Source organism: Streptomyces sp. ICC4 (assembly GCF_003287915.1).
GTDB lineage: Bacteria > Actinomycetota > Actinomycetes > Streptomycetales > Streptomycetaceae > Streptomyces > Streptomyces tritrimontium.
The window spans coordinates 2887619-2912584 of the sequence record NZ_CP030286.1; the positions used below are offsets into that span (position 1 = coordinate 2887619).

The window sequence follows — 24966 nt, forward strand, 5'->3', positions numbered from 1 at the left end:
GCTCGGGGTGCCGGCCCTCCGGCATGCCCGGGCTCAGCCCCGGCGTCTGACCGCGCGGATGCTGAGCAGGGCGCGGAGCGTCACGCCCCCGATCACGGCCGCCACCGCCCCGATGCCGCCGACGAGCGTCCAGTCGGCGCCCGCGGGGCCGTGGCCTTGGAGTTCCACCCGGAGGATGAAGAGGGCGTACAGGGCCAGGGCCACGGAGAACGCCACCCAGAGCCCGATGTGCGGGGCCAGCGACGAGAGCTCGGCCCGTTTTCCGGCGGGCCGCGGGATCTGCTCGGGGGCGCGCGGCGGCATCCGGACCACGGCCGCCGCGGGCACCCCCGCGTCCAGCGGGCCCAGATCGGCCTCCGTGATCCTGAAGAGGGTGGGTTCGACGGCGAGGCTGAAACCGTCGTCTCCGACGAGGGCGCGTCCGCCGTCGGGGAAGACCCGCATCAGCACGCAGTCCTCGTAGCGGATCGTGACCGGGCCGTCCGTGCCCGCCAGGCTGATCCCCTCCCGCGCGACCACGAGCGAGACGAGGCCGTCACCGCGCATCGGGAAGCGGCGGCCTTCGAGGAGCTCGGCGGAACCCTGCGGCGCGAGGGCCAGGCCCGCCCAGTCCAGGTCCCGGCGCGGCACCTGCACCAGCGCGTCCGCCCACACCTCCTCGGCCACCCGGCGCAGGTCCCCGGTGGTGACCGCCTCGATCTCGATCCGGAGCTCCTTCTCCGTCGGCGCGCAGCGGCCCATGAGCAGGTCCAGGGCGTGCGCGGGCAGCATCGCGGCGGCCACGTCCGGCAGGTCGAACTGCGCGAGCGCGGTGGCCCGTACGGAGTCCAGGTCGGCCTGGGAGATCCGGCCGGCCCGCAGGGCCGCGAGGACGTCGACGATTCCGCCGGCCACCGCGTCCTGCTTCTGCGGCAGGGCGTCGGCGAAGGCGGTGAGCGTGGCGCACTCGCCGTCGCGGGTCGTGTAGTCGGCCGTCGCCGTGTAGGAGTAGCCGCCCTTCAGCCGCAGCGAGCGGAACAGCTCCTTGCCGAGCAGGTCGGCGAAGAGGACGGCTTCGGTGGAGCGCGGCAGCACGGCGGTCAGGACCACCGCGCCGTCCTCCCCGGGGAAGTACGCGGGGGTCGTCCTGTCCGTTATACACATCTCCGAGCCCACGAGACAGGCAGTAGGACACTGACGCGTCCCGAGAAGGCTCACGCGAGCCGGGCCGCGCACCGCCCCAAGCACCGCCGACGGACGCGCCCCCGCCCGGCCCACCCTCCCCGCCCCCCTCCCGCCGGCCGCAGCCCCGCCCGCCCAGCACCCCGCGCCGGACCCCGCGCCGGACCCCGCGCCGGACCCCGTGTTCGCGCCCGCCGGGCCCGCCGTCCTCGCCACCGTGCTGGCCTGCCTGGCCCTCGGCGCCGGGGTCGGGGCCCGGCCCGAGCTGGCGGTCTGGCTGCTCCTCGCACCGCTCACCGTCCTGCTCTGCCTCGTCGACCGGGCCGTGCACCGGCTGCCCGACGTACTGACCCTGCCCCTCGCCGCGCTGACCGCCGCCGCCCTCGGCGCCGCCTCCCTCTTCGGCGGCGCCGGCGGATCCTGGACCCGCGCGCTGCTCGGCGGACTCGTCCTGGGCGGCTGCTACTTCCTCCTCTTCCTCATCAACCCGCGCGGCATGGGCTTCGGCGACGTCAAGCTCGCGCTCGCCGTGGGCCAGGTGCTCGGCTGGTACGGCTGGCCCGTACTGTTCGCCGGCACCTTCACCGCGTTCGTCGCGGGCGCCGTGCACGGCCTCGCCCTGATCGCCCTGCGCCGGGCCGACCGGACGAGCCCGATCCCCTTCGGCCCGTTCATGGCCGGCGGGGCCCTCGCGGGAGTGATGTACGCGGGCCTCGGACTCGGCGCGGGCCTCGGACTCTGAGCCCGCTGCCCGAACTCCGCGCCCCCGGCTCCGGCCGTGGCCCCGCCCGGCCGGGGCAACGGCTGGCGTAGGCTGGATCGGTCCGGACCCTTGACACAGCCGAACGACACAGCCGAAAGGTGACGCACCGGTGACCGACCAGGCCGCTCTCCAGTCTGTCCTCGACCGAGCCGCCGCTGGGGGCCGGATCACCAAGGAAGAGGCGCTCGACCTCTACCGCGACGCGCCGCTGCACGCGCTCGGCCAAGCCGCCGATGCCGCGCGGCGCCTGCGCTACGCCGGTACCGAGCACATCGCGACGTACATCATCGAGCGCAACATCAACTACACCAACGTGTGTGTGACGGCGTGCAAGTTCTGCGCCTTCTACGCGGCCCCCAAGGACGCGAAGAAGGGCTGGTCCCGCGACCTCGAGGACATCCTGCGCCGCTGCGCGGAGACCGTCGAGCTCGGCGGCACGCAGATCATGTTCCAGGGCGGCCACCACCCGGACTACGGCGTCGAGTACTACGAAGAGCACTTCTCCGCCATCAAGAAGGCCTACCCCCAGCTGGTCATCCACTCCCTCGGCGCGTCCGAGGTCGAGCACATGGCCCGCATCTCCGGCGTCTCCGCCGAGGAGGCCATCAGCCGGATCCACGCGGCCGGCCTCGACTCCTTCGCGGGCGCCGGCGCCGAACTGCTCCCGGAGCGGCCGCGCAAGGCGATCGCCCCGCTGAAGGAGTCCGGCGAACGCTGGCTGGAGATCATGGAGATCGCCCACAAGCTGGGCGTGGAATCCACCTCCACCATGCTGATGGGCACCGGCGAGACCAACGCCGAGCGCATCGAGCACATCGCGATGATCCGGGACACCCAGGACCGCACGGGCGGCTTCCGCGCCTTCATCCCGTACACGTACCAGCCCGAGAACAACCACCTCAAGGGCCGCACCCAGGCGACCGTCTTCGAGTACCTGCGCATGATCGCCATCGCGCGCCTGTTCCTCGACAACATCGCCCACATCCAGGGCTCCTGGCTCACCGTCGGCAAGGAGGCGGGCCAGCTCTCCCTGCACTACGGCGCCGACGACCTCGGCTCGATCATGCTCGAGGAGAACGTCGTCTCCTCGGCCGGTGCCAAGCACCGCTCCAACCGCATGGAGATCATCGACCTGATCCGCAAGGCGGGCCGCGTCCCGGCCCAGCGCGCGACGACGTACGAGCACCTCCTCGTGCACGAGGACCCGGCGAACGACCCGGTCGACGACCGCGTCGTCTCGCACATCTCCTCCACCGCCATCGAAGGCGGCACGGCCCACCCCGAGCTGAAGCTCATCTCCACGAACTGACGCGCCCGTGCTGACGATCCACACCGCAGAACTCCTCGTCACCGGTCCCACCGGTCCGGGGTCCGCGCCGCTGCCCGGCGGCGCGGTCCTGGTCGAGGGCGACCGCATCGCCCGCGTGGGCCCGTACGAGGAGCTCGCCGCGGCCTATCCGCACGCGCGCTCCCGCCACTGGCCCGGGGTGCTGACCCCGGGGCTGCTGGTGCGCGGCGGCGACGAGCTGCTGGAGCGCACGTACTACCCGGACGACCCGTACGAGATCACCGAGCTCGGGGCCGATCCGATCACCGGCGCCGAGGCGCTCGCCGACCTGAAGATGACCGAGGCCCGCTGGGGCAACAGCGCCCGGCGGGGCACGCAGAAGCTCCTCGCGCGCGGCGTGGTCGCGTTGGCCGGGCGGATCACGGTCCCGTCGGTGCGGACCGCGGTGTCCCGCTCCGGACTCGCGATCCTGCCGCCCGCTCCGTACGAGGGCCCGGCCGCCCTCGACCCCTTCGCCGGCCGGGACGCGGCCGAGCAGGCCTTCCACGGGGTCCTGGAACCGGGCGCCCCGGCCCGGTTCGCGGCCTTCGCGGTGGCCGGCCCGGCCCAGCTCCTGGAGCAGGGCCCGACCACCTGCGTGGCCACCGTCATCGGCGGGCGGCTGCTGCACCGCCGCCGCTGACCTCAGGGGACGGCGGGCCCCTTCGCGTAGTTCCCTTGCGCGTCGAACGGCCAGGCGTTGGACCGGCAGCCCAGCAGGCCCTTGATCTGCTGCATCATCGCCGGCGCGGGCAACCCCGCTCCGGGGCAGGTCTCGTGGCCGCGGCCCAGTTCGTGGCCCACCTCGTGATTGATGATCAGCGCCCGGTACTCGGCGGGCGGACCGTCGAACTGCGGCGAACCGAGCAGCCACCGCCGGAGGTTGACCACCACCTCGTGACCGGCGCGGCAGTTCGTCTCCCCCTTCAGCTCCGCGGTCACCACCGCGCACAGCCGGTCCGTGGTGGCCGGCGTGGCTATCCGTACGGTGAACTCCACCGGCCCGGACTCCGTCAGCCGGAACGCGACCTTGGGATCGGCGGTCCAGCCGCGCCGGTCGCCCAGGACGGCGTCGACGGCGCGCGCGGCCTCGTCCGGGTCGATGCCCGTGCCGTCCTCGGCCTCGACGCGGTAGCGCCGTACGGTGCCGGAACCGTGGACGGGGCCCGAGACGGTCGAGGCTTTGAAGGTGCCGGGCCCGGTCTCGGGGACCACGGCGGGGCCCGGGGCGGGCGGGGACGCCGCCGCGGGCGACTGCGACGGTGACGCCGGCGGCGACGGCGCGGGCACCGGCGCGGCGGGTTCGGACGACCCGGACTCCGGCACGGAGGGGGCGGACAGGTCCGTGCGCGGGTCGGCGTCCCGGGGCAGCAGCCCGGCCACCACGGCCACCGCGACGACGGCGCCCGAGCACAGCAGCAGCGGGAGCACGAACCGTGCGGGCCGGCGGCGGCCGGCGCGGCGGCGGCCTCCCCGGCGGCCTCCTCGGCGGTTGCCGCCCCGCGCGGGGGTGGTGGTGGTGGTGCGGGCGGTGGGGTGTGAGGTGTGAGGTTTCTTCATGACTGGTTCCATGATCGCGCGGAAGGGAGCTGCGCGGCGAGCCGCATCCGCTCCTCCAGCTGGTTCCCGGCGAGGGTGAGTACCTCCGCGTTCTGCTCGATCAGCCTTTTCCGGTAGGCGACTTCTACGCCCTGCCAGACGTCCGTGCGGCGGGAACGTTGCCTGCTGCCCGGATCTTGTTGCGCGGCCGTGACGGACCACGGGGGCCCCGGCGCGGCCACCAAGCGGCCCCGGCGCGGCCCCGGCGCGGCCCCGGCGCGGCCCCGGCGCGGCCACGCGCGGCCGGGGCGGGCGGGCGCGGGGGAGGGCGGGCCTGCGAGAATGGCGGTGCACCCGCCGGACCGCCCGTCCGCCCGCCTGGTCGGCGGTCCGCAGTACCCGTACCCGTACCCGAGGGGCCAACGCCAGTGACCACCGCTTCCCTGGACAAGCAGCCGCACGAAGTCGCCTCCATGTTCGACGACGTGGCGGCGAACTACGACCTCACCAACGACGTCCTCTCCCTCGGGCAGGCCCGCCTGTGGCGCAAGGAGGTCGCCAAGGCGGTCGGAGCGCGCCCCGGGCACCTGGTCCTGGACCTGGCCGCCGGGACGGCGACGTCCTCGCTGCCCTTCGCCGCGACCGGCGCGTACGTCGTCCCCTGCGACTTCTCCCTCGGCATGCTCCGCGAGGGCAAGAAGCGCAACCCCTGGCTCCCGCTGACCGCCGGCGACGCGACGAGGCTCCCCTTCAAGGACGGGGTCTTCGATTCGGTGACCATCTCCTTCGGCCTGCGCAACGTCCAGGACACCGACGCGGCCCTGCGCGAGCTGTACCGGGTCACGAAGCCCGGCGGCCAGGTCGTGATCTGCGAGTTCTCGCAGCCCACCTGGGCGCCCTTCCGGACCGTGTACACCGAGTACCTGATGCGCGCGATGCCGCCGGTGGCCCGGGCCGTCTCCTCCAACCCGGACGCCTACGTCTACCTCGCCGACTCCATCCGCGCCTGGCCCGACCAGCCGGCGCTGGCCGCGCTGCTGCAGAAGGCCGGCTGGTCCAAGGTGGCCTGGCGCAACCTGAGCGGCGGCATCGTGGCCCTGCACCGCGGTACCAAGGGGTAGTTTCCCGTGGACTACCAGGCGCTGCTGGAGCAGGTCGCGAAGGACATCGCCCCGCTGGTCGGCAGCGGGGCGCCCGCCGAGTACATCCCGGCGCTGGCGTCCGTGGACCCCCGGCAGTTCGGGATGGCCGTCGCCGACCTCGACGGCAACGTCTTCGGGGTGGGCGACTGGCGCACCCCGTTCTCCGCCCAGTCCATCACCAAGGTGTTCGCGCTGGCCCTCGCGCTCGCCGAGGGCGGCGACAGCCTGTGGGAGCGGGTCGGCCGGGAACCCTCCGGCAACCCCTTCAACTCCCTGGTGCAGCTGGAGTACGAGAACGGCATCCCGCGCAACCCGTTCATCAACGCGGGCGCGCTCGTGGTCACCGACCGGCTCCAGACGCTGACGGGCGACGCGAGCAGCGAACTGCTGCGCTTCCTGCGGGAGGAGAGCCAGAACGAGGACCTCGGCTTCGACCCGGAGGTCGCCGCCTCCGAGTCCGAGCACGGTGACCGCAACGCGGCGCTCGCCCACTTCATGGCGAGCTACGGGAACCTCGACAACCCGGTGCCGGCCCTGCTGGAGCACTACTTCTGGCAGTGCTCGATCGAGATGTCCTGCGCGGACCTGGCCCGCGCCGGGCGCTTCCTGGCCCGCCACGGCCTGCGCGCGGACGGCACGCGGCTGCTGACCCGCAGCGAGGCGAAGCAGATCAACGCGGTCATGCTGACGTGCGGAACCTACGACGCGGCGGGGGAGTTCGCCTACCGCGTCGGCCTGCCGGGCAAGAGCGGCGTCGGCGGCGGCATCGTGGCGGTCGTGCCCGGCGCGTGCACGCTGGCCGCGTGGAGCCCGGGCCTGGACCCCCAGGGCAACTCGGTGGCGGCCGTCGCCGCCCTGGACCGCTTCACCACGTTGACGGGCCTGTCGGTCTTCTGACGCGCGGGGCCCGGCCCGAGCCCCAGGACGGCGGCGGGCCGGCCCCGCGCGGCGGTGGCGCTACTCGTCCCGCAGGGTCAGCGTGTAGCGCCGGCCGTACCGGGTGCCGCCGGGGAGCGGGAACCGCTCCGCCAAGGTCATCCCCAGCCGCTCCGCGACCGCGATCGACCGCAGGTTCTCGTCGCTGATCATCGCCACCACCTCCGGGACACCCGCCTCCCGCACCCGCTCCACCGTCGCCAGCGCAGCCGCGTACGCGTACCCCTTGCCCCAAGCGGAGCGTCCCAGCCGCCACCCGATCTCGATCTCCCCGACCGGCCCCCACGCCTTCTCCGCGGGCCACGGCTGGGCCCCGGTGAAGCCGATGACCCCGCCCTCCGCGTCCAGCAGCGTCCACAGGCAGTAGCCGAGCTGGGCGTCGTGCATGCGCTGGCGCGCGGTGAACTCCTCGTAGGCCGACAGTTCGGCGGGACCTCCGAGGAACTCCATGACCTCGGGGTCGTCGAAGACGCCGTGCCACGCGCGCGCGTCCTCGTCGGTGGGCACGCGGAGCTGTACGGCGGGCAGTGGCCGGGTCGGCGAGGTGGTCATCAGGGCAGCCCTTCGGATCGTGATCTCTCTCGCTGCATAGACTGCACGTGTCTTGTGCCGTTGGGCACCCCTTATCGAGCCTTCGGGAGACCCCGCAGTGACCGAGCCCCTCTCCGAACACTCCGCGGACGTGATCGTCGTCGGGGCCGGGCCCGCCGGCTCGACCACCGCCTACTACCTGGCCAAGGCCGGACTCGACGTCCTGCTCCTGGAGAAGACGGCGTTCCCGCGCGAGAAGGTGTGCGGCGACGGTCTGACCCCGCGCGCCACCAAGCAGCTGGTGTCGATGGGCATCGACGTCTCCGAGGAGGCGGGCTGGCTCCGCAACAAGGGCCTGCGGATCATCGGCGGCGGCCAGCGCCTCCAGCTGGACTGGCCGGAGCTGGCCTCCTTCCCCGACTACGGACTCGTCCGCAAGCGCGACGACTTCGACGAGACGCTGGCCCGCCAGGCGCAGAAGGCGGGCGCCCGCCTCTACGAGCGCTGCAACGTCGGCGAGCCCGTACGCGATCCCCGTACCGGCCACATCACCGGAGTGACGGCGAAGCTCGGCGAGGAGAAGACCCCGGTCACCTTCAGCGCCCCGCTCGTCGTCGCGGCCGACGGCAACTCCTCGCGGCTGTCGCTGGCGATGGGTCTGCACCGCCGTGACGACCGCCCGATGGGCGTGGCCGTGCGCACGTACTTCACCTCGCCCCGGCACGACGACGACTACCTGGAGTCCTGGCTGGAGCTGTGGGACCGGCGCGGCGCCGAGGACCGGCTGCTGCCCGGCTACGGCTGGATCTTCGGCATGGGCGACGGCACCTCCAACGTCGGCCTCGGCATCCTCAACTCCTCCTCCGCCTTCAAGGAGCTGGACTGGCGCGAGGTCCTCAAGGCCTGGTGCGCGTCCATGCCGGAGGACTGGGGCTACACGCCCGAGAACATGACGCAGCCCATCCGCGGCGCGGCCCTGCCGATGGCCTTCAACCGCCAGCCGCACTACACCAAGGGCCTGCTGCTCGTCGGTGACGCGGGCGGCCTCGTCAACCCGTTCAACGGCGAGGGCATCGCCTACGCGATGGAGTCGGGCCAGATCGCCGCCGACGTCATCGTCCAGGCGCACTCGCGCGCCACCCCGTCGCTGCGCGAACTGACCCTGCACAGCTACCCGAAGGTCCTCAAGGAGACCTACGGCGGCTACTACACGCTGGGCCGCGCGTTCGTGAAGCTCATCGGCAACCCGAAGGTCATGAAGATCGCCACCCAGCGCGGCCTGAGCCACCCGGTGCTGATGAAGTTCACCCTGAAGATGCTGGCCAACCTGACCGACCCGACGGGCGGCGACGCGATGGACCGCGTCATCAACGGCCTCTCCAAGGTGGCCCCGAAGGCCTGACCGTTCAGCCCGGGTCGCACGGCACGAGGCCGCGCGACCCGGGCGTACATGGCTGGGCTCTCTCAGACGTTGACGATCTTCACCCTAGGGGAGCCGGGAAGTTCCTCGGCAGCCTTGCACAGCGCCGGGATGTGCGACGTGTCGGACGTGACGAGCAGTACCGGGGGTGTGCAGAGCGAGGCCGTGGCGACCACGAGTGCGTCCACGAGGCATTCGTGTCCGTCGAGGCCCGAGACGTCCAGCAGCTTTGCCGCGGCTTCCGTCACCGCGTCGGTGACCGGCTTCACGTCGAACCGGGACAGCAGGAACTGGAGCCGCTCGACGGCCTCCCCGTTTCGGCGTACTTCCAAGGGCGTCAGGGCAGAGAGTGCCACTCGTCGGCCGCTCTGCTGAGCGATCTCGATGCGCGCACGCATCCCCTCGTCGCCGTCGACGTGCAGCGAGAGCCCTTGGGCGTCCAGGACCAGCGTGCCCTCGCTCTTGGCCTTGATCTTGAGGCGCTTGCTCACCACTCCTGTTCCGCCTGCCGCCGCGCTTCGGCGGAGACGGGGCCGAAAGCCTTGCGGTCGGCCGCCACGACCTCGCGTAGCTTCTGCGCGGCGAGCCATTCCTCCAGGGCTTCGGCCACGACGGAGGAGAAGCCGCTCTTGCCGGTGCGCTCCTCGACTTCCTTGATCAACGACTGCGCCAGCGACACCGATCTCTTGCCGGCCCGCTCGGCGGACTGGGGGGCTACGTGGCTGCTCATATCTAAAACGTATCACCGCTGGTAGGAAATTTCCCGTCCGATCCTTACCCCGGTGGAACCAGGGTGGCCCCCAAGGCCTGATCCGGGGTGGAGCCGTCAAGCGGGCTGGGCCGGGGGGAGGTCTTCCGGGCGGACCGGCTGGTCGTGGGGGGTGTCGGCGGCCGGTTCGTACGGGGCTTCGGGCGCGGCGTGGACGGTGCGGATGCAGCGCGTCAGCAGGACCAGGCCGCAGATCAGCAGCGCCCCGGAGGCCGTCCAGTCGAGGCCGAGGGTGATCGGGGAGTTGGGCTTCTGCCACGGGCGGGCGGTGGTCAGCAGCCAGCCGCCCAGGGCCAGCAGGCCGAGCCCGCCGGCGGCCCGGACGGCGGTGGGGTCGGCGGCCGGGGCCGCGGCGTGGCCGGCGGGCGGCCGGGCGGCGGAGCCGTGGCCGGGGGTTTCGTCGGACGGCCTGGTGATCACGGATCACCACCTCCTGGGCTGACTCGGGCGTGCTCGCCCGGCCATCTTCGCAGGGGTGCGGCCGGTTCGGTACGGGCGCCCGCCCAGCAGACGGACACCGCAGCGGGCCCCGCACCCGTACCCCGCACCCGTACCCCGCACCCGTACCCCGCACTCCGGACCCCGCGGGCTCAGCCCGCCCCGCGGCACTTCCCGAGCGCCGCGGCGTGGTTCCGCTTGAGGTCGGCCCACTGCTCGGCGGTGGCGGCCCGGTCGTCGATCCCGCCCGTGACCGGGTCCGGGTCGGGGTACCAGGCCAGGCCCTCGGCCCGCAGGCACGTGGACTCCCGCCGCAGCGCGGCCAGCCGCTCGGGGCCGATCCGCTCGGGCTCGGGCCGCGCCGGCCGCTTCGCCGCGCAGGCCTCGTGCGCCGCCTCGTTCCACGGCCGGGTCTTGTCCTCGTACGGCATTCCGGAATCCCGGACCACGACGGGCTGGCCGTTCTGCTTCAGGCAGTCGTAGTAAGCGATTTCGGCCGCACTCGGGGGCGGACTGTCCTCGGACTTCGGTTCCCCCTTGCCGTCCCCGCACCCCGTGATCGAAAGGGAAAGGGCGAGCAAAGGGGCGAAATGGAGTGCGCGCACGAGCGGGATTCCCTAGTGGAGTTGGCGACGGAATTGGCGCGTCCGGATCGGGGCGCGGGCCCGCGAGACCGTCGGGCGATCGTAGGCAGCCGTGCCAGAGGTGAACAAGTTGGCTATGAGACAACTGTTTTGACGACCCATCAGGCCAGAAACTGCTTGCTCATGGTCGGTGACGGACTGTTGAATTCCGGCCGGGTCGAATTCTCCGGCCCGAGCCCGGTGCACCATCCGCATTTCACCCGAAGGGCAAGGAATACGTGATGAAGAAGGCGCTTCTCAAGCTGGTGGCCGGAGCCGCCACCGCCACCCTTTCCATCGGCGCCGTTCTCCTGGGAGCGGCCGGACCTTCGGTCGCATCGGCCCGGGACGGAAATCTCGAGGACCAGGAATTCGGGCTCTTCTACTACGCGGGCCGGACCGGCTGCGTCTTCGACCTGGTCACCAATGACGTGAACTTCTCCGACGACACCTTCCGGGGCGGCTGCTCCGGAAGCGGCGCGAGCGTGAACGACAACACCGAGTCCTACCGGAACCGCGACGTCTACGCCTGGAAGGTCGGCACGGACAAGGACCTGGGCGGCAACGTCGGGGAGATCCCCTCGAAGTACGAGGGCAACGCCTCCACCACCTTCAAGAACCGGATCAGCTCGGCCAAGTACACCCTCCACCCCTGATCCCGGCCACCGACGAAGGAGTTCCGCCCGATGCGCAAGCGCCTTCGCACCACCGCCCCCGCCGCCTTCGCCGCCCTCTCGGCGGCCGCGCTCCTGGCGGGCTGCGCCGCCGCCGGGGCCGCGGGCGGTGAGCCGGAGCTCGGCCCGGTCGAGGTCAATCCGCCGACGGCCGCGCTGGCCCTGCCGATGGACGCGTACACGGACACCGAGGCCGAGTCGATCCGCATGGGGCAGGTGCAGCAGCGCCTGCTCGCACGGTGCATGGCCCGGTACGGGTTCGCGTACGAGGGGCTGAAGTCGGCCGAGCCCGCCGGCGGGCGCGGAGCCGAGGACCGGCACCGCACCCTCTTCGGGGCCGCCGACCTCGCCTACGCCGCCTCCTACGGGTACGACCCGAACGCGGGCGCGGGGACCCGCGCCAAGCCCGCCGCCCCCGAGCTGACCGACAGCGCGTACGCCGTCATGAACGGCGAGCCGCGGGGCGCGGCGGGCGGGCGGGCCCCCGACGCCATGAACGAGGAGGAGGCCGCGGGCGTGGACAGCGGCCTGACGGCCGGCGGGGCCAAGGTGCCGGCCGGCGGGTGCGGCAGGGAGGCCTACCGCAAGCTGTACGCGCCGACGAAGGACAGCGTGGACCTGCTCTTCACGTTCGGGCTGGCCGGGGAGGCGCACGACCGGTCCAAGAACGACTCGCGCGTGCTCGCCGTGCTGGAGAAGTGGTCGGCGTGCATGGGCGGATCGGGCTATAGCGGGATCAAGACCCCGTACGACGTGATCGAGGAGCTCGGCCTGCAGGGAGACCAGGGCGGCCCCAAGGCCGTCAACGCGGCCAAGGCCGACGTCGCCTGCAAGCAGGAGGTGAACCTCGTCGGCATCTGGGCGGCGGTCGAGCGGGCCTACCAGGAGCGGCTGGCCGAGGAGCACGCCCAGACGCTCGCCCTGTACAAGGCGCAGCGCGAGGCCCGCTTCAGGCTGGCGGCCGAGGTCGCCTGAGGGGCCGCCAGGGCCCGGGGCGGCGCTCAGCGCCCCCGGAAGGCCCCCCAGAGCCGCAGGAAGCGGCCGGACGGCCCCGGAGCCGCAGGAAGGCCGGTACTCGACCCCGGGCGGGGGAGTACCGGCCTTCAGCGCGTCGCCGAGGGCGGCTCGGAACGCGGACGATCCCGGTGGGGGATCAGAGGACGCGGACGGCGCCGGTCGGCTTGTCGTAGCTCAGCGAGCGCTCGACGATGCCCGTGCTGGAGTTCTGCGCGCCGACGAACTTGCCGCCGCCCACGTAGACGGCGACGTGGTACGCGCTGCCCTTGGAGCCCCAGTACAGGATGTCGCCCGGCTGAAGGGCGTTCAGGGACACCGAGGTGCCGGCCGAGGACTGCGCCTGCGACATGCGCGGCAGGCTGATGCCGGCCTGGCGGTACGCGGCCTGGACGAGGCCCGAGCAGTCGAACGAGGACGGGCCGGTGCCGCCCATGACGTAGGCCTTGCCGACCTGCGCGCGGGCGAAGTTCACGATGGCGGCGGCGGAACCGGTCGCCGGGGCGGTGACGGTGCCCGTGCCCTGCGCGGAGGAGCCCTCGGAGGAGGAGGGCTTGGTCTGGAGCGAGGCGCGGGCGGTGCTGCGGTTGGCGCGCTCGGACTCGGCCTTGCGGTCCGCGTCCTCCTTCGCCTTCTGCTCGGTGTCGGCCTTCTGCTGGGCGTCGGCCTTGGCCTGCTTGGCCTCGGCGGCGGCGCCGGTGCGGGCGGTCTCCTCCAGGGCGTTGAGCTCGCCCTCGACGGCGGCGGCGCGGGTGTTCTCGGCGGCCTTGGTGACGGACGAGGAGACCTCGGCGGCCAGGTCCAGGTTGAGGACCGGCATTTCGAGAGTGGTCTCGTGCACGGGCTCGGCGGAGGGGGTGGCGCTCGCCGTGCCGGCCATGGCCAGGGTGCTGAGGACGCCACCGGCAACTCCGGCGCGGACCGCGAGCTTCGAGGCGCTGCGGCGGGGCTTCCGGTGGCTGGGTATGTGAGCGGTAAGGGACATGGGTACAACCGCTATCAGGGCGTTGCGGTTCCCTTCAAGAAACGTGGTCTGCGCCACAGTTGTGCGCGAAGGGTGCTAACCGGGCGCGTCGGACTCCTTATTGACGCCGTAACGGGCCAATCGGACACCCCGCCGCAAGGCTGTGATCATGGGGTTTTCGAAATAAGTCCGAATTGGTCCTCGGCCTACCATCCACCCGCACAGATGGCCAAGCCCCCTTTCGCTGCCGCGAATCCGGAGTGGCGCAGGTCACAGGAGTGTCACGCGATGCGGACGCTGTGACCCGGCTGTGACCCGGCCGTGAACCCGCCGCCGGGCCGGCGGGTGCCGGAGGGGGTCGCGGGCGGGCCGAGGGGCGGGTCGGGAGGCGCGTCGAGGGGTGGGCCGCCGACCGGTTCGCCGACCGGTTCGCGGGGCGGTTAGCCAACCGGTCCGCCGGGCGGTCGGCGTGCGGGCCGGCCGGGCGGTTCCGACTTAGTGAACGCGCGCACGCGTCCACTCCCGTACGCGGGGGATCCCCCGACCGGGCGACGTCGATCCCTTTATCACCACGCGCACCACCTCGCCAATTTGCGTGCAGCCACCACGGTTTGATAGGGCGACAGGCCTTCCACCTGCGACTACAGGAGCGGATGTCACCTTTGGTGATCATGTGGATGCTTCGCGTATGAAGATCACCACTCATCGGACTTCATGATCGTTCGTCAGGTGGTGGAGATCACAAACTCGTTGTTGCAACCCGTGTCGCAGATCACAGACGAGCAGGCATAAGATGCGCACCAGTCCGGCTTGTGAACTGCCTCACATGCAAGCGCTCGATCAACTCGATCACGGCGCGGTCTTCGCGGGGCGGGGCGCTCGGCGCCGGCACAGCGGTCCATACGGTCAAGGACGACTGGAAGGAGCGAGGAGCGTGAATGCGTACGCGCCCATCCTCGTGCTCGGCGCCCTCGGCGCAGGGTTTGCGATCTTCTCCGTGGTCATGGCCACGCTGATCGGCCCAAAACGGTACAACCGGGCAAAACTTGAAGCTTATGAGTGCGGCATCGAGCCCACACCCATGCCGGCCGGCGGCGGCCGCTTCCCCATCAAGTACTACCTGACGGCGATGCTCTTCATCGTCTTCGACATCGAGGTTGTCTTCCTCTACCCCTGGGCGGTCACCTTCGACTCGCTGGGGATCTTCGGGCTCGTCGAGATGCTCCTCTTCGTGCTCACCGTCTTCGTCGCCTACGCCTACGTGTGGCGCCGCGGCGGCCTGGAATGGGACTGAGGGGCTGAATTTCCATGGGACTGGAAGAGAAGCTGCCGAGCGGCTTTCTGCTGACCACCGTCGAACAGGCCGCGGGATGGGTGCGCAAGTCATCCGTCTTCCCCGCGACCTTCGGCCTGGCCTGCTGCGCGATCGAGATGATGACCACCGGAGCGGGCCGGTACGACCTGGCCCGCTTCGGCATGGAGGTCTTCCGCGGATCCCCGCGGCAGGCCGACCTGATGATCGTGGCGGGCCGGGTCAGCCAGAAGATGGCGCCGGTGCTGCGGCAGGTGTATGACCAGATGCCCGCTCCCAAGTGGGTCATCTCCATGGGTGTCTGCGCCTCTTCGGGCGGGATGTTCAACAACTACGCGATCGTCCAGGGCGTCGACCACATCGTCCCGGTGGACATCTATCTGCCCGGCTGCCCGCCCCGCCCCGAGATGCTGATCGACGCGATCCTCAAGCTCCACCAGAAGATCCAGGGATCCAAGCTCGGCGTGAACCGGGAAGAGGCCGCCCGCGAGGCGGAGGAGGCGGCCCTCAAGGCGCTCCCCATGATCGAGATGAAGGGGCTCCTGCGGTGAGCGACGACCCGGCCGTGGAGAACGGCCCCCATGCGGGCGACGGCACCAACGTGCCCGCCCCCCGCGGCACCGCCGGCCCCGAGGTGATCGGAGTCCGCAAGGGCATGTTCGGCGCCGAGAGCGGCGGCGACACCAGCGGCTACGGCGGCCTCGTGCGCACCGTGGCCCTGCCCGGCGCGAGCGCCCGCCCGTACGGCTCGTACTTCGACGAGGTCGTCGACGAGCTCGAAGGGGCGCTGGAGGAGCAGGACCTGGTCCCGGACAACGCGATCGAGAAGGTCGTCGTCGACCGGGCGGAGCTGACCCTCCACATCGCCCGCGAGCACCTCCTCCTCGTGGCGAGGACCCTGCGCGACGACCCGGCCCTGCGCTTCGAGCTCTGCACGGGCGTCAGCGGGGTGCACTTCCCGGGAGACAAGGGCCGCGAGCTGCACGCCGTCTACCACCTGCGCTCGCTCACCCACGGCCGGATCCTGCGCCTGGAGGTGTCCGCCCCGGACGCCGACCCGCACGTGCCCTCGATCGTCTCGGTCTACCCGACCAACGACTGGCACGAGCGCGAGACGTACGACTTCTTCGGGCTGGTCTTCGACGGGCACCCGGCGCTCACCCGGATCATGATGCCGGACGACTGGCAGGGCTTCCCGCAGCGCAAGGACTACCCGCTCGGCGGCATCGCCATCGAGTACAAGGGCGCCCAGATCCCGGCTCCTGACCAGCGGAGGTCGTACAGCTGATGAACACCCAGAAGGAATCGAACCACGCCTCCGCACGCGAGACCACCGAGGGCACCGTCTACACCGTCACCGGCGGTGACTGGGACGAGATCGTCCGGTCCGCGGCCCGCGCCGACGACGAGCGGATCGTCGTCAACATGGGTCCGCAGCACCCGTCCACCCACGGAGTGCTCCGCCTGATCCTGGAGATCGACGGCGAGACGGTCACCGAGGCCCGCTGCGGCATCGGCTACCTCCACACCGGCATCGAGAAGAACCTCGAATTCCGGAACTGGACGCAGGGCACCACCTTCGTCACGCGCATGGACTACCTGACGCCGTTCTTCAACGAGACGGCGTACTGCCTGGGCGTCGAGAAGCTGCTCGGCATCACCGATCAGATCCCGGACCGCGCCACCGCCATCCGCGTCCTGCTGATGGAGCTCAACCGGCTCTCCTCCCACCTGGTGTGCATCGCCACCGGCGGCATGGAGCTCGGCGCGACCACGATCATGATCTACGGGTTCCGCGACCGCGAGCTGATCCTCGACGTGTTCGAGCTCATCACCGGACTGCGCATGAACCACGCGTTCGTCCGCCCCGGCGGCCTCGCGCAGGACCTGCCCCCGGGCGCGGTCGACCAGCTCCGCGAGTTCGTCAAGACCATGAAGAAGAACCTGCCGGAGTACGACAAGCTCGCCACCGGCAACCCCATCTTCAAGGCACGCATGCAGGACGTCGGATACCTCGACCTCACCGGCTGCATGGCGCTCGGCGCCACCGGCCCGGTCCTGCGCTCCGCCGGCCTGCCGCACGACCTGCGCAAGTCCGACCCGTACTGCGGCTACGAGAACTACGAGTTCGACGTGCCGACCACCGAGTCCTGCGACTCCTACGGGCGCTTCCTGATCCGCCTGGAGGAGATGCGCCAGTCCCTGCGGATCGTCGAGCAGTGCCTGGACCGCCTGGAGCCGGGCCCGGTCATGGTCGCCGACAAGAAGATCGCCTGGCCCGCGCAGCTCGCGATGGGCCCGGACGGCCTCGGCAACTCGCTCGACCACATCAGGAACATCATGGGCACCTCCATGGAGGCCCTCATCCACCACTTCAAGCTGGTGACCGAGGGCTTCCGGGTACCGGCCGGGCAGGCCTACGCGGCCGTCGAGTCCCCCAAGGGCGAACTCGGCGTCCACGTCGTCTCCGACGGCGGCACCCGCCCCTACCGGGTCCACTTCCGCGACCCGTCCTTCACCAACCTGCAGGCCATGGCGGCGATGTGCGAGGGCGGCCAGATCGCCGACGTCATCGTGGCCGTCGCCTCCATCGACCCCGTGATGGGAGGCGTCGACCGATGACAGCCAACCCGGCAAGTCAAGGGGTGAGCCTGGGCATGCCCCAGCTGCCGGCCCCGGGATACCCGGCCGAAGTGCGCGAGCGGCTGGCGGCCGACGCCGCCGAGGTCATCGCGCGCTACCCCGACAGCCGCTCCGCGCTGCTGCCGCTGCTCCACCTCATGCAGTCGGAGGAGGGCTACGTCTCGCGCACCGGCATCCGGTTCTGCGCCGAGGTGCTGGGCCTGACGACCGCCGAGGTCACGGCGGTGGCCACCTTCTACACGATGTACCGGCGCAAGGCCTCCGGCGACTACCAGGTCGGGGTCTGCACGAACACCCTGTGCGCGGTCATGGGCGGCGACGCCATCTTCGAGGAACTCAAGGAGCACCTCGGGGTCGGCAACAACGAGACCACCCCCGACGGCAAGGTCACCCTCGAGCACATCGAGTGCAACGCGGCCTGCGACTACGCCCCCGTGGTGATGGTCAACTGGGAGTTCTTCGACAACCAGACCCCCGAGTCCGCCAAGGACATGGTGGACGACCTGCTGGCCGGCCGCCCGGTCGAGCCGACCCGCGGCGCCCCGCTGTGCACCTACAAGGAGACCGCCCGGATCCTGGCGGGCTTCCCGGACGAGCGCGCGGGCGCGGTCGAGGCGACCGGCGGCGCCGGCGCCGCCTCCCTGATCGGCCTGCGCATCGCGCGCGGAGAATCCCCGCAGCTCGGCAAGGTCGTGCACCAGCGTGCCGAGACCACGACCGAGGAGGGGGAGTGATGACGGTGACCGCTGAGATGCACGAGAACGGAACCAGCCCGGAGAAGCTGCTGGCACCCGTGCTGTCGGCGTTCTGGGACGAGCCGAACTCGTGGACGCTGGAGACCTACCGGCGCCACGAGGGCTACGAGGGCCTGCGCAAGGCGCTCGCGATGACCCCGGACGACCTCATCGCCTACGTGAAGGACTCGGGCCTTCGCGGACGCGGCGGCGCCGGCTTCCCCACCGGGATGAAGTGGCAGTTCATCCCGCAGGGCGACGGAAAGCCGCACTACCTCGTCGTGAACGCGGACGAGTCGGAGCCGGGAACCTGCAAGGACATCCCCCTCCTCTTCGCCAACCCGCACTCCCTCATCGAGGGAATGATCATCGCCTGCTACGCGATCCGGTCGGAGCACGCCTTCATCTACCTGCGCGGCGAGGTCGTGCCGGTACTGCGGCGCCTGCACGAGGCGGTGCGCGAGGCGTACGAGGCGGGCTACCTCGGCAAGGACATCCTCGGGAGCGGGCTCAACCTCGACATCACCGTGCACGCGGGAGCGGGCGCATACATCTGCGGCGAGGAAACGGCCCTCCTGGACTCCCTCGAAGGCCGGCGCGGACAGCCCCGGCTGCGTCCCCCCTTCCCTGCCGTCGAGGGGCTCTACGCCTGCCCCACCGTCGTGAACAACGTGGAGTCCATCGCCTCGGTTCCCGCGATCCTGAACAAGGGCAAGGACTGGTTCAAGTCGATGGGGACCGAGAAGTCCCCCGGCTTCACGCTGTACTCGCTCTCGGGACACGTCGTCGGCCCCGGCCAGTACGAGGCCCCCCTCGGCATCACCCTGCGCCAGCTGCTCGACATGAGCGGCGGCATCCGCCCCGGGCACCGGCTGAAGTTCTGGACCCCCGGCGGATCCTCCACCCCCATGTTCACGGACGAGCACCTCGACGTCCCGCTGGACTACGAGGGCGTCGGCGCGGCCGGATCCATGCTCGGCACCAAGGCCCTGCAGTGCTTCGACGAGACGACCTGCGTGGTGCGGGCGGTCACTCGCTGGACCGAGTTCTACGCCCACGAGTCCTGCGGCAAGTGCACCCCCTGCCGCGAAGGCACGTACTGGCTGGTCCAGCTGCTGCGCGACATCGAGGCCGGCAAGGGCGTCATGTCCGACCTCGACAAGCTGAACGACATCGCCGACAACATCAACGGCAAGTCGTTCTGCGCGCTCGGAGACGGCGCCGCCAGCCCCATCTTCTCCTCGCTCAAGTACTTCCGCGAGGAGTACGAGCAGCACATCACGGGCAAGGGCTGCCCCTTCGACCCCAAGAAGTCGACCCTCTGGGCTGACGGTCCCAAGAAGAACTCCGAGGTGAACGCATGACCGTCACCACGAACGCCCCCGCCGGTGGCGGCCAGGCCGCGGTGCCGCCCGAGAACACGGTGTCCCTGACCATCGACGGCATCGAACTGTCGGTGCCCAAGGGGACCCTGGTCATCCGGGCCGCCGAACAGCTCGGCATCGAGATCCCCCGGTTCTGCGACCACCCCCTCCTCTCGCCGGTCGGCGCCTGCCGCCAGTGCATCGTCGAGGTCGAGGGCCAGCGCAAGCCGATGGCCTCCTGCACCATCACCTGCACCGACGGCATGGTCGTCAAGACCCAGCTCACCTCCGAGGTCGCGGACAAGGCCCAGCGCGGGGTGATGGAGCTGCTGCTCATCAACCACCCGCTGGACTGCCCGGTCTGCGACAAGGGCGGCGAGTGCCCGCTGCAGAACCAGGCGATGTCGCACGGCAACGCCGAATCCCGCTTCGAGGGCAAGAAGCGCACGTACGAGAAGCCGGTCCCGATCTCCACCCAGGTGCTGCTGGACCGCGAGCGGTGCGTGCTGTGCGCGCGCTGCACCCGCTTCTCCAACGAGATCGCCGGCGACCCGATGATCGAACTCCTGGAGCGCGGCGCGCTCCAGCAGGTCGGCACCGGCGAGGACGACCCCTTCGAGTCGTACTTCTCCGGCAACACCATCCAGATCTGCCCGGTCGGCGCCCTCACCTCGGCCGCCTACCGCTTCCGCTCCCGCCCCTTCGACCTCGTCTCCTCCCCGAGCGTGTGCGAGCACTGCGCGGGCGGCTGCGCGACCCGCACCGACCACCGCCGCGGCAAGGTGCTGCGCCGCCTCGCCGCGGAGGACCCCGAGGTCAACGAGGAGTGGATCTGCGACAAGGGCCGCTTCGGGTTCCGCTACGCGCAGCGCCCCGACCGGCTCACCACCCCGCTGGTGCGCGGCACCGACGGGATCCTCGCCCCGGCGAGCTGGCCCGAGGCCCTGGAGGCCGCCGCCGCCGGACTCGCCGCCGCGCGCGGCCGGGCCGGCGTGCTGACCGGCGGCCGCCTCACCGTCGAGGACGCCTACGCCTACGCCAAGTTCGCCCGGGTCGTGCTCGACACGAACGACATCGACTTCCGGGCCCGGGTGCACAGCGCCGAGGAGGCCGAGTTCCTGGCGTCCTCCGTCGCGGGCATCGGCAAGGACCTCGGCGGCGGTGACAGGGTCGTCACCAACAGCTCGCTGGAGGCGGCCCCGGCCGTCCTCCTCGTCGGCATCGAGGCCGAGGAAGAGGCCCCCGGCGTCTTCCTGCGGCTGCGCAAGGCCCACCGCAAGCGCAAGCAGCGGACCTTCTCCCTCGCCCCGTTCGCCACGCGCGGCCTGGACAAGGCGGGCGGCACCCTGCTGGCCGCCGCCCCCGGCACCGAGCCCGAGTGGCTCGACGCCCTGGCCTCCGGGACGGGCCTGGAGGAGGGCGGCCACGCCGCCGCCGAAGCGCTGCGGCTGCCCGGCGCGGTCATCGTCGTGGGGGAGCGCCTCGCGGGCGTCCCCGGCGCGCTGACCGCCGCCGTACGGGCCGCCGCCGCGACCGGCGCCCACCTGGTGTGGATCCCGCGCCGGGCCGGTGAGCGGGCCGCCCTCGAAGCGGGCGCGCTGCCGTCCCTGCTGCCGGGCGCCCGCCCGGCCACCGACCCGCGCGCCCGCGACGAGGTCGCCACCGCGTGGGGCCTGGACGAGCTGCCGCACCGCTACGGCCGCGACACCGGCCAGATCGTCGAGGCCGCGGCGACCCGGGAACTCTCCGCCCTGCTGGTCGCGGGCGTCGAGCTCGCCGACCTGCCGGACCCGGCCCGCGCCAAGGCCGCGCTCCAGGAGGCCTTCGTGGTCTCGCTGGAACTGCGGCCCAGCGAGGTCACCGACCACGCGGACGTGGTCCTGCCCGTCGCGGCCGCCGCCGAGAAGTCCGGCGCGTTCATCAACTGGGAGGGCAGGGTCCGGCCGTTCGAGGCCGCGCTCAAGCCCGAGCAGATGACCCGCCGGCTCGCCCCCGCCGACTCCCGCGTGCTGCACATGCTGGCCGACGCGGCCGACCGGCCCATCGCGCTGCCCGACGTACACGCCGTGCGCCGCGAGCTCGACGCGCTCGGCCAGTGGGCCGGGGAGCGCGCCGCCGAACAGTCCGCGGACACCGCGCCGCTGCCCCGCCCCGGTGCCGGCGAAGCGGTCCTCGCGGGCCACCGGCTCCTCCTCGACCAGGGCCTCCTCCAGGACGGCGACGAGGCCCTGGCCGGCACCCGGCACGAGGCCAGCGCCCGCCTGTCGGCCGCCACGGCCGCCGAGACCGGCGTCAAGAACGGCGACCTCCTCGCGGTGACCGGCCTGGCCGGCTCCGTGGAACTGCCGCTGCGCGTCACCGAGATGCCCGACCGCGTGGTCTGGCTCCCGCTGAACTCCACCGGCTCCGGGGTCCTCGCCGACACCGGAGCCCGCCCCGGGGCCCTGGTCCGCATCGGCCCGGCCACCCCGGCCGACACCAGCGACTCCCCCGCGGAGGTGGGCGCGTGAACACCGTTCAGATCGCCGCCGAAGACCTCTCCCTGTTCGGCAGGGACGTCTGGTGGCTCGTCGTCGTCAAGGCGGTGTTCTGCTTCGCCTTCCTGATGGTGACCGTGCTCTTCTCCATCGTGTGGGAGCGCAAGGTCGTCGCCTGGATGCAGCTGCGCATCGGCCCCAACCGGCACGGCCCCTGGGGCATGCTCCAGTCGCTCGCCGACGGCGTGAAGCTCATGCTGAAAGAAGACCTCATCGTCAAGCGGGCGGACAAGGTCGTCTACGTCCTCGCCCCGATCATCGCGGCGATCCCGGCCTTCATGGCCATCGCGGTGATCCCCTTCGGCCCCGCGGGCAACGAGGTCTCCATCTTCGGCCAGCGCACCACGATGCAGCTGACCGACCTGCCGATCGCGATGCTCTACATCCTCGCGGTCGCCTCGGTCGGCATCTACGGCATCGTGCTCGCGGGCTGGTCCTCGGGCTCCACGTACCCGCTCCTCGGCGGCCTGCGCTCCTGCGCGCAGATGATCTCCTACGAGATCGCGATGGGCGCGGCCTTCGCTTCGGTCTTCCTCTACTCCGGGTCGATGTCGACCTCGGCGATCGTCGAAGCCCAGGCGGACCGCTGGTACATCATCCTGCTGCCGGTCTCCTTCATCATCTACGTCATCACGATGGTCGGCGAGACGAACCGCGCCCCCTTCGACATGCCGGAGTCCGAGGGCGACCTCGTCGGCGGCTTCAACACCGAGTACTCCTCCATCAAGTTCGCGCTGTTCATGCTGGCGGAGTACGTCAACATGGTCACCGTCTCCGCGGTCTCGGTCACCCTGTTCCTGGGCGGCTGGCGGGCCCCGGCGCCGATCTCCACGTACTGGGAGGGCGCCAACCACGGCTGGTGGCCGATGCTCTGGTTCGTCCTCAAGGTCCAGCTGCTGCTGTTCTTCTTCATCTGGCTGCGCGGCACGCTCCCGCGCGTGCGCTACGACCAGCTGATGAAGCTCGGCTGGAAGGTGCTGATCCCGGTCTCCGTGGTCTGGCTGATGCTGGTCGCCACCGTCCGGGCGCTGCGCAACGAGAACTACGACTTCCAGGAGATCGTGCTCTACGTCGGCGGCGCGGTCATCGCGCTCCTGCTGCTGTCCTTCGTCGTGGACCTCTTCCGCGACAAGAAGGAGAAGGCGGTCCTCGCGGACGCCGAACAGGCCGCGGCCGACGCACCCTTCGACCCGCTCGCGGGCGGATTCCCCGTACCGCCCAAGCCCGGCCAGCACCTGGCACCCGTACCGCGCAGGAGGCCCCGCAGCGAGCGGGAGCTCATTGTCAGTGGCGCGGCGAATACTGACAGTGACCGAGAGGAGGGTGCTGAGAATGTCTGACAAGTCTGACGCCGACCAGGGCGAGAAGTGGCAGAACCCGGTGGCCGGCTTCGGCGTGACCTTCAAGGCCATGTTCAAGAAGCGCCTCACCGAGCAGTACCCGGAGCAGGAAAAGACCACCGCACCCCGCTTCCACGGGCGGCACCAGCTCAACCGCCACCCGGACGGTCTGGAGAAGTGCATCGGGTGCGAGCTGTGCGCCTGGGCCTGTCCCGCCGACGCGATCTACGTCGAGGGCGCGGACAACACCGAGGAGGAGCGCTACTCCCCGGGTGAGCGGTACGGCGCGGTCTACCAGATCAACTACGCCCGCTGCATCCTGTGCGGGCTGTGCGTCGAGGCGTGCCCGACCAGGGCCCTGACCATGACGAACGAGTTCGAACTGGCCGACTCCAGCCGCGAAGCGCTCATCTACACCAAGGAGCAGCTGCTCTCCGGGCTGACCGAGGGCATGGTCGAGGCTCCGCACTCGATCTTCCCGGGCACCGATGACACGGACTACTACCGCGGGCTGGTGACCGGGGCGGCTCCCGGCACGGTCCGCCAGGTCGCCGTGTCGAAGGGCGAGTCCGCCTCCGAGACCGCGACATCCGAAAGCGCTCCCGAGGGGGTGGGGGCGTGAGCGCCATCGCCGCGGCCGCCTCGGCCACCTCCACCGGTGAGGCAGTGCAGTTCTGGGTCCTCGCCACGGTCGCCGTCATCGGCGCGCTGTCCACGATCCTGATGAAGAAGGCCGTGCACAGCGCCCTGAGCCTGGCCGGCACGATGATCATCCTGGCGGTCTTCTACCTCGCCAACGGCGCGTACTTCCTCGGCATCGTCCAGGTCGTCGTCTACACCGGCGCGATCATGATGCTGTTCCTCTTCGTCGTCATGCTCGTCGGCGTCACCGCCGCGGACTCCCTGAGCGAGACCATCAAGGGGCAGCGCTGGCTGGCCGTCCTGTGCGGACTGGGCTTCGGCGTCCTGCTGATCTCCGGCATCGCCCACGCCCGGCTCACCCAGTTCAACGGACTGGGCCGGATCAACTCCGGCGGGCACGTCGAAGGCCTGGCCACGCTCATCTTCACCAAGTACGTGTTCGCCTTCGAGCTCACCGGCGCCCTGCTGATCACGGCGGCCGTCGGCGCGATGGTGCTCACCCACCGCGAGCGCACCGAGCGCGCCGCCACCCAGCGCGAGCTCGCCGAGCGCCGCGTCCGCGAGGGCGTGCAGCTCCCGCCGCTGCCCGCACCCGGCGTCTACGCCCGGCACAACGCCGTGGACGTCGCGGGCCTGCTGCCGGACGGCACCCCCTCCGAGCTCACCGTCAACCAGACGCTGCGCGCCCGCGGCCAGATCAGGGACGTCTCCAGCCAGGCGCTGGACGACCTGAAGGCGCTGGAGCAGCGGTCGTCCGAGCGGCTCGGCCGTGAGGAGGCCTCGAAGTGAATCCGGTCAACTACCTGTACCTGTCGGCGCTGCTGTTCACCATCGGGGCGGCCGGAGTCCTCATCCGCAAGAACGCGATCGTGCTGTTCATGTGCGTCGAGCTCATGCTCAACGCCTGCAACCTCGCCTTCGTCACCTTCTCCCGGATGCACGGCAACCTCGACGGCCAGATCATCGCGTTCTTCACGATGGTCGTCGCCGCCGCGGAGGTCGTGGTGGGCCTCGCGATCATCGTGTCGCTGTTCCGTACCCGCCACTCGGCCTCGGTCGACGACGCCAGCCTGATGAAGCTGTAAGGGGTCGC

The 24966-nt window shown here is 71.3% G+C and carries 27 protein-coding genes and 1 pseudogene; 19 read left to right on the top strand and 9 right to left on the bottom strand.

Features of this window, described 5'->3' with window-relative positions:
• Positions 1–33: 33 nt before the first annotated feature.
• The gene (locus DRB89_RS13440) at positions 34–1155 is read right to left on the bottom strand and encodes an insulinase family protein (RefSeq protein WP_162688565.1); all 1122 of its coding nucleotides are present in this window, start codon (positions 1153–1155) and stop codon (positions 34–36) included.
• A 190-nt stretch (positions 1156–1345) separates the two neighbouring features.
• Between DRB89_RS13440 and DRB89_RS13445 the strand changes: the two are divergent.
• The 3 genes and pseudogenes from DRB89_RS13445 to DRB89_RS13455 form a co-directional block, all read left to right on the top strand.
• A pseudogene (locus DRB89_RS13445) lies at positions 1346–1903 on the top strand (A24 family peptidase); the annotation flags it as partial.
• A gap of 130 nt (positions 1904–2033) precedes the next feature.
• The gene (gene mqnC / locus DRB89_RS13450) at positions 2034–3233 is read left to right on the top strand and encodes a cyclic dehypoxanthinyl futalosine synthase (RefSeq protein ID WP_112452978.1); all 1200 of its coding nucleotides are present in this window, start codon (positions 2034–2036) and stop codon (positions 3231–3233) included.
• Between the two features lie 7 nt (positions 3234–3240).
• A complete protein-coding gene (locus DRB89_RS13455; protein WP_112452979.1) occupies positions 3241–3894 on the top strand; it encodes a hypothetical protein in 654 nt (217 codons plus the stop codon).
• 2 nt (positions 3895–3896) lie between these two features.
• Here the strand turns inward: DRB89_RS13455 and DRB89_RS13460 are convergent, their stop codons facing one another.
• Complete coding sequence (locus DRB89_RS13460) at positions 3897–4811, bottom strand: DUF3152 domain-containing protein (protein ID WP_112463287.1); 915 nt, start codon at positions 4809–4811, stop codon at positions 3897–3899.
• Positions 4808–5032 (bottom strand): hypothetical protein, encoded by a 225-nt coding sequence (locus DRB89_RS42865; protein WP_162688566.1) that lies wholly within the window; start codon positions 5030–5032, stop codon positions 4808–4810. Before DRB89_RS42865 ends, DRB89_RS13460 begins: the two co-directional genes overlap by 4 nt.
• Positions 5033–5218: 186 nt before the next feature.
• Here DRB89_RS42865 and DRB89_RS13465 point away from each other — a divergent pair, with 186 nt between their 5' ends.
• Both DRB89_RS13465 and DRB89_RS13470 read left to right on the top strand, forming a co-directional pair.
• Positions 5219–5911 carry a demethylmenaquinone methyltransferase gene (locus tag DRB89_RS13465; RefSeq protein WP_112449158.1) on the top strand — a complete coding sequence of 231 codons (693 nt, stop codon included), beginning with the start codon at positions 5219–5221 and terminating at the stop codon, positions 5909–5911.
• A gap of 6 nt (positions 5912–5917) precedes the next feature.
• Complete coding sequence (locus tag DRB89_RS13470; protein ID WP_112449159.1) at positions 5918–6829, top strand: glutaminase; 912 nt, start codon at positions 5918–5920, stop codon at positions 6827–6829.
• Positions 6830–6889: 60 nt separating this feature from the next.
• Here the strand turns inward: DRB89_RS13470 and DRB89_RS13475 are convergent, their stop codons facing one another.
• Positions 6890–7420, bottom strand: a complete 531-nt coding sequence (locus DRB89_RS13475) for a GNAT family N-acetyltransferase (protein WP_112449160.1) — start codon at positions 7418–7420, stop codon at positions 6890–6892.
• Positions 7421–7517: 97 nt separating this feature from the next.
• On the opposite strand from DRB89_RS13475, the gene DRB89_RS13480 reads away from it, so the two are divergent.
• Positions 7518–8801 (top strand): geranylgeranyl reductase family protein, encoded by a 1284-nt coding sequence (locus tag DRB89_RS13480; protein WP_112449161.1) that lies wholly within the window; start codon positions 7518–7520, stop codon positions 8799–8801.
• Between the two features lie 62 nt (positions 8802–8863).
• On the opposite strand, the gene DRB89_RS13485 is transcribed toward DRB89_RS13480, so the two are convergent.
• The 4 genes from DRB89_RS13485 to DRB89_RS13500 form a co-directional block, all read right to left on the bottom strand.
• Positions 8864–9310 (bottom strand): DNA-binding protein, encoded by a 447-nt coding sequence (locus tag DRB89_RS13485; RefSeq protein WP_204357748.1) that lies wholly within the window; start codon positions 9308–9310, stop codon positions 8864–8866.
• Positions 9307–9549: a hypothetical protein gene (locus DRB89_RS13490; RefSeq protein ID WP_112449162.1), complete on the bottom strand. Its 243-nt coding sequence runs from the start codon at positions 9547–9549 to the stop codon at positions 9307–9309. Before DRB89_RS13490 ends, DRB89_RS13485 begins: the two co-directional genes overlap by 4 nt.
• Positions 9550–9645: 96 nt before the next feature.
• Positions 9646–10008, bottom strand: a complete 363-nt coding sequence (locus DRB89_RS42870) for a hypothetical protein (RefSeq protein WP_162688567.1) — start codon at positions 10006–10008, stop codon at positions 9646–9648.
• A gap of 170 nt (positions 10009–10178) precedes the next feature.
• Complete coding sequence (locus DRB89_RS13500) at positions 10179–10631, bottom strand: hypothetical protein (RefSeq protein WP_162688568.1); 453 nt, start codon at positions 10629–10631, stop codon at positions 10179–10181.
• A 260-nt stretch (positions 10632–10891) separates the two neighbouring features.
• Here DRB89_RS13500 and DRB89_RS13505 point away from each other — a divergent pair, with 260 nt between their 5' ends.
• Together DRB89_RS13505 and DRB89_RS13510 are read left to right on the top strand one after the other, a co-directional pair.
• Positions 10892–11305 (top strand): hypothetical protein, encoded by a 414-nt coding sequence (locus DRB89_RS13505; protein WP_112449164.1) that lies wholly within the window; start codon positions 10892–10894, stop codon positions 11303–11305.
• A gap of 30 nt (positions 11306–11335) precedes the next feature.
• Positions 11336–12298, top strand: a complete 963-nt coding sequence (locus tag DRB89_RS13510; protein ID WP_112449165.1) for a hypothetical protein — start codon at positions 11336–11338, stop codon at positions 12296–12298.
• Positions 12299–12476: 178 nt separating this feature from the next.
• Here DRB89_RS13510 and DRB89_RS13515 read toward each other — a convergent pair whose 3' ends face one another.
• Positions 12477–13322 (bottom strand): C40 family peptidase, encoded by an 846-nt coding sequence (locus DRB89_RS13515; RefSeq protein WP_112449166.1) that lies wholly within the window; start codon positions 13320–13322, stop codon positions 12477–12479.
• Positions 13323–14235: 913 nt separating this feature from the next.
• On the opposite strand from DRB89_RS13515, the gene DRB89_RS13520 reads away from it, so the two are divergent.
• Genes DRB89_RS13520 through nuoK form a run of 11 tightly spaced genes read left to right on the top strand, consistent with a single transcriptional unit; the run spans position 14236 to position 24958 of the window.
• Positions 14236–14595, top strand: coding sequence for an NADH-quinone oxidoreductase subunit A (locus DRB89_RS13520; protein WP_030010013.1), 360 nt, complete (start codon positions 14236–14238; stop codon positions 14593–14595).
• 14 nt (positions 14596–14609) lie between these two features.
• Positions 14610–15164 (top strand): NADH-quinone oxidoreductase subunit B, encoded by a 555-nt coding sequence (locus DRB89_RS13525; RefSeq protein ID WP_112449167.1) that lies wholly within the window; start codon positions 14610–14612, stop codon positions 15162–15164.
• Positions 15165–15178: 14 nt separating this feature from the next.
• Positions 15179–15901, top strand: a complete 723-nt coding sequence (locus DRB89_RS13530; RefSeq protein WP_204358042.1) for an NADH-quinone oxidoreductase subunit C — start codon at positions 15179–15181, stop codon at positions 15899–15901.
• A complete protein-coding gene (locus DRB89_RS13535; RefSeq protein WP_112449169.1) occupies positions 15901–17235 on the top strand; it encodes an NADH-quinone oxidoreductase subunit D in 1335 nt (444 codons plus the stop codon). Before DRB89_RS13530 ends, DRB89_RS13535 begins: the two co-directional genes overlap by 1 nt.
• On the top strand, positions 17232–17990 hold the full coding sequence (gene nuoE, locus DRB89_RS13540; RefSeq protein WP_112449170.1) for an NADH-quinone oxidoreductase subunit NuoE: 759 nt from the start codon (positions 17232–17234) through the stop codon (positions 17988–17990). The genes DRB89_RS13535 and nuoE overlap by 4 nt, the downstream gene beginning before the upstream one ends.
• Entirely contained in the window at positions 17990–19354 is a 1365-nt protein-coding gene (gene nuoF, locus DRB89_RS13545) for an NADH-quinone oxidoreductase subunit NuoF (RefSeq protein ID WP_112449171.1), read from the top strand. Before nuoE ends, nuoF begins: the two co-directional genes overlap by 1 nt.
• Positions 19351–21864 (top strand): NADH-quinone oxidoreductase subunit G, encoded by a 2514-nt coding sequence (locus tag DRB89_RS13550; RefSeq protein WP_112449172.1) that lies wholly within the window; start codon positions 19351–19353, stop codon positions 21862–21864. The genes nuoF and DRB89_RS13550 overlap by 4 nt, the downstream gene beginning before the upstream one ends.
• Positions 21861–23231, top strand: a complete 1371-nt coding sequence (gene nuoH / locus DRB89_RS13555; RefSeq protein ID WP_112449173.1) for an NADH-quinone oxidoreductase subunit NuoH — start codon at positions 21861–21863, stop codon at positions 23229–23231. The genes DRB89_RS13550 and nuoH overlap by 4 nt, the downstream gene beginning before the upstream one ends.
• Complete coding sequence (gene nuoI, locus DRB89_RS13560; protein WP_112449174.1) at positions 23224–23853, top strand: NADH-quinone oxidoreductase subunit NuoI; 630 nt, start codon at positions 23224–23226, stop codon at positions 23851–23853. The genes nuoH and nuoI overlap by 8 nt, the downstream gene beginning before the upstream one ends.
• Complete coding sequence (locus DRB89_RS13565; protein ID WP_112449175.1) at positions 23850–24662, top strand: NADH-quinone oxidoreductase subunit J; 813 nt, start codon at positions 23850–23852, stop codon at positions 24660–24662. Before nuoI ends, DRB89_RS13565 begins: the two co-directional genes overlap by 4 nt.
• Entirely contained in the window at positions 24659–24958 is a 300-nt protein-coding gene (gene nuoK / locus DRB89_RS13570) for an NADH-quinone oxidoreductase subunit NuoK (RefSeq protein ID WP_112449176.1), read from the top strand. Before DRB89_RS13565 ends, nuoK begins: the two co-directional genes overlap by 4 nt.
• Positions 24959–24966 lie beyond the last annotated feature (8 nt).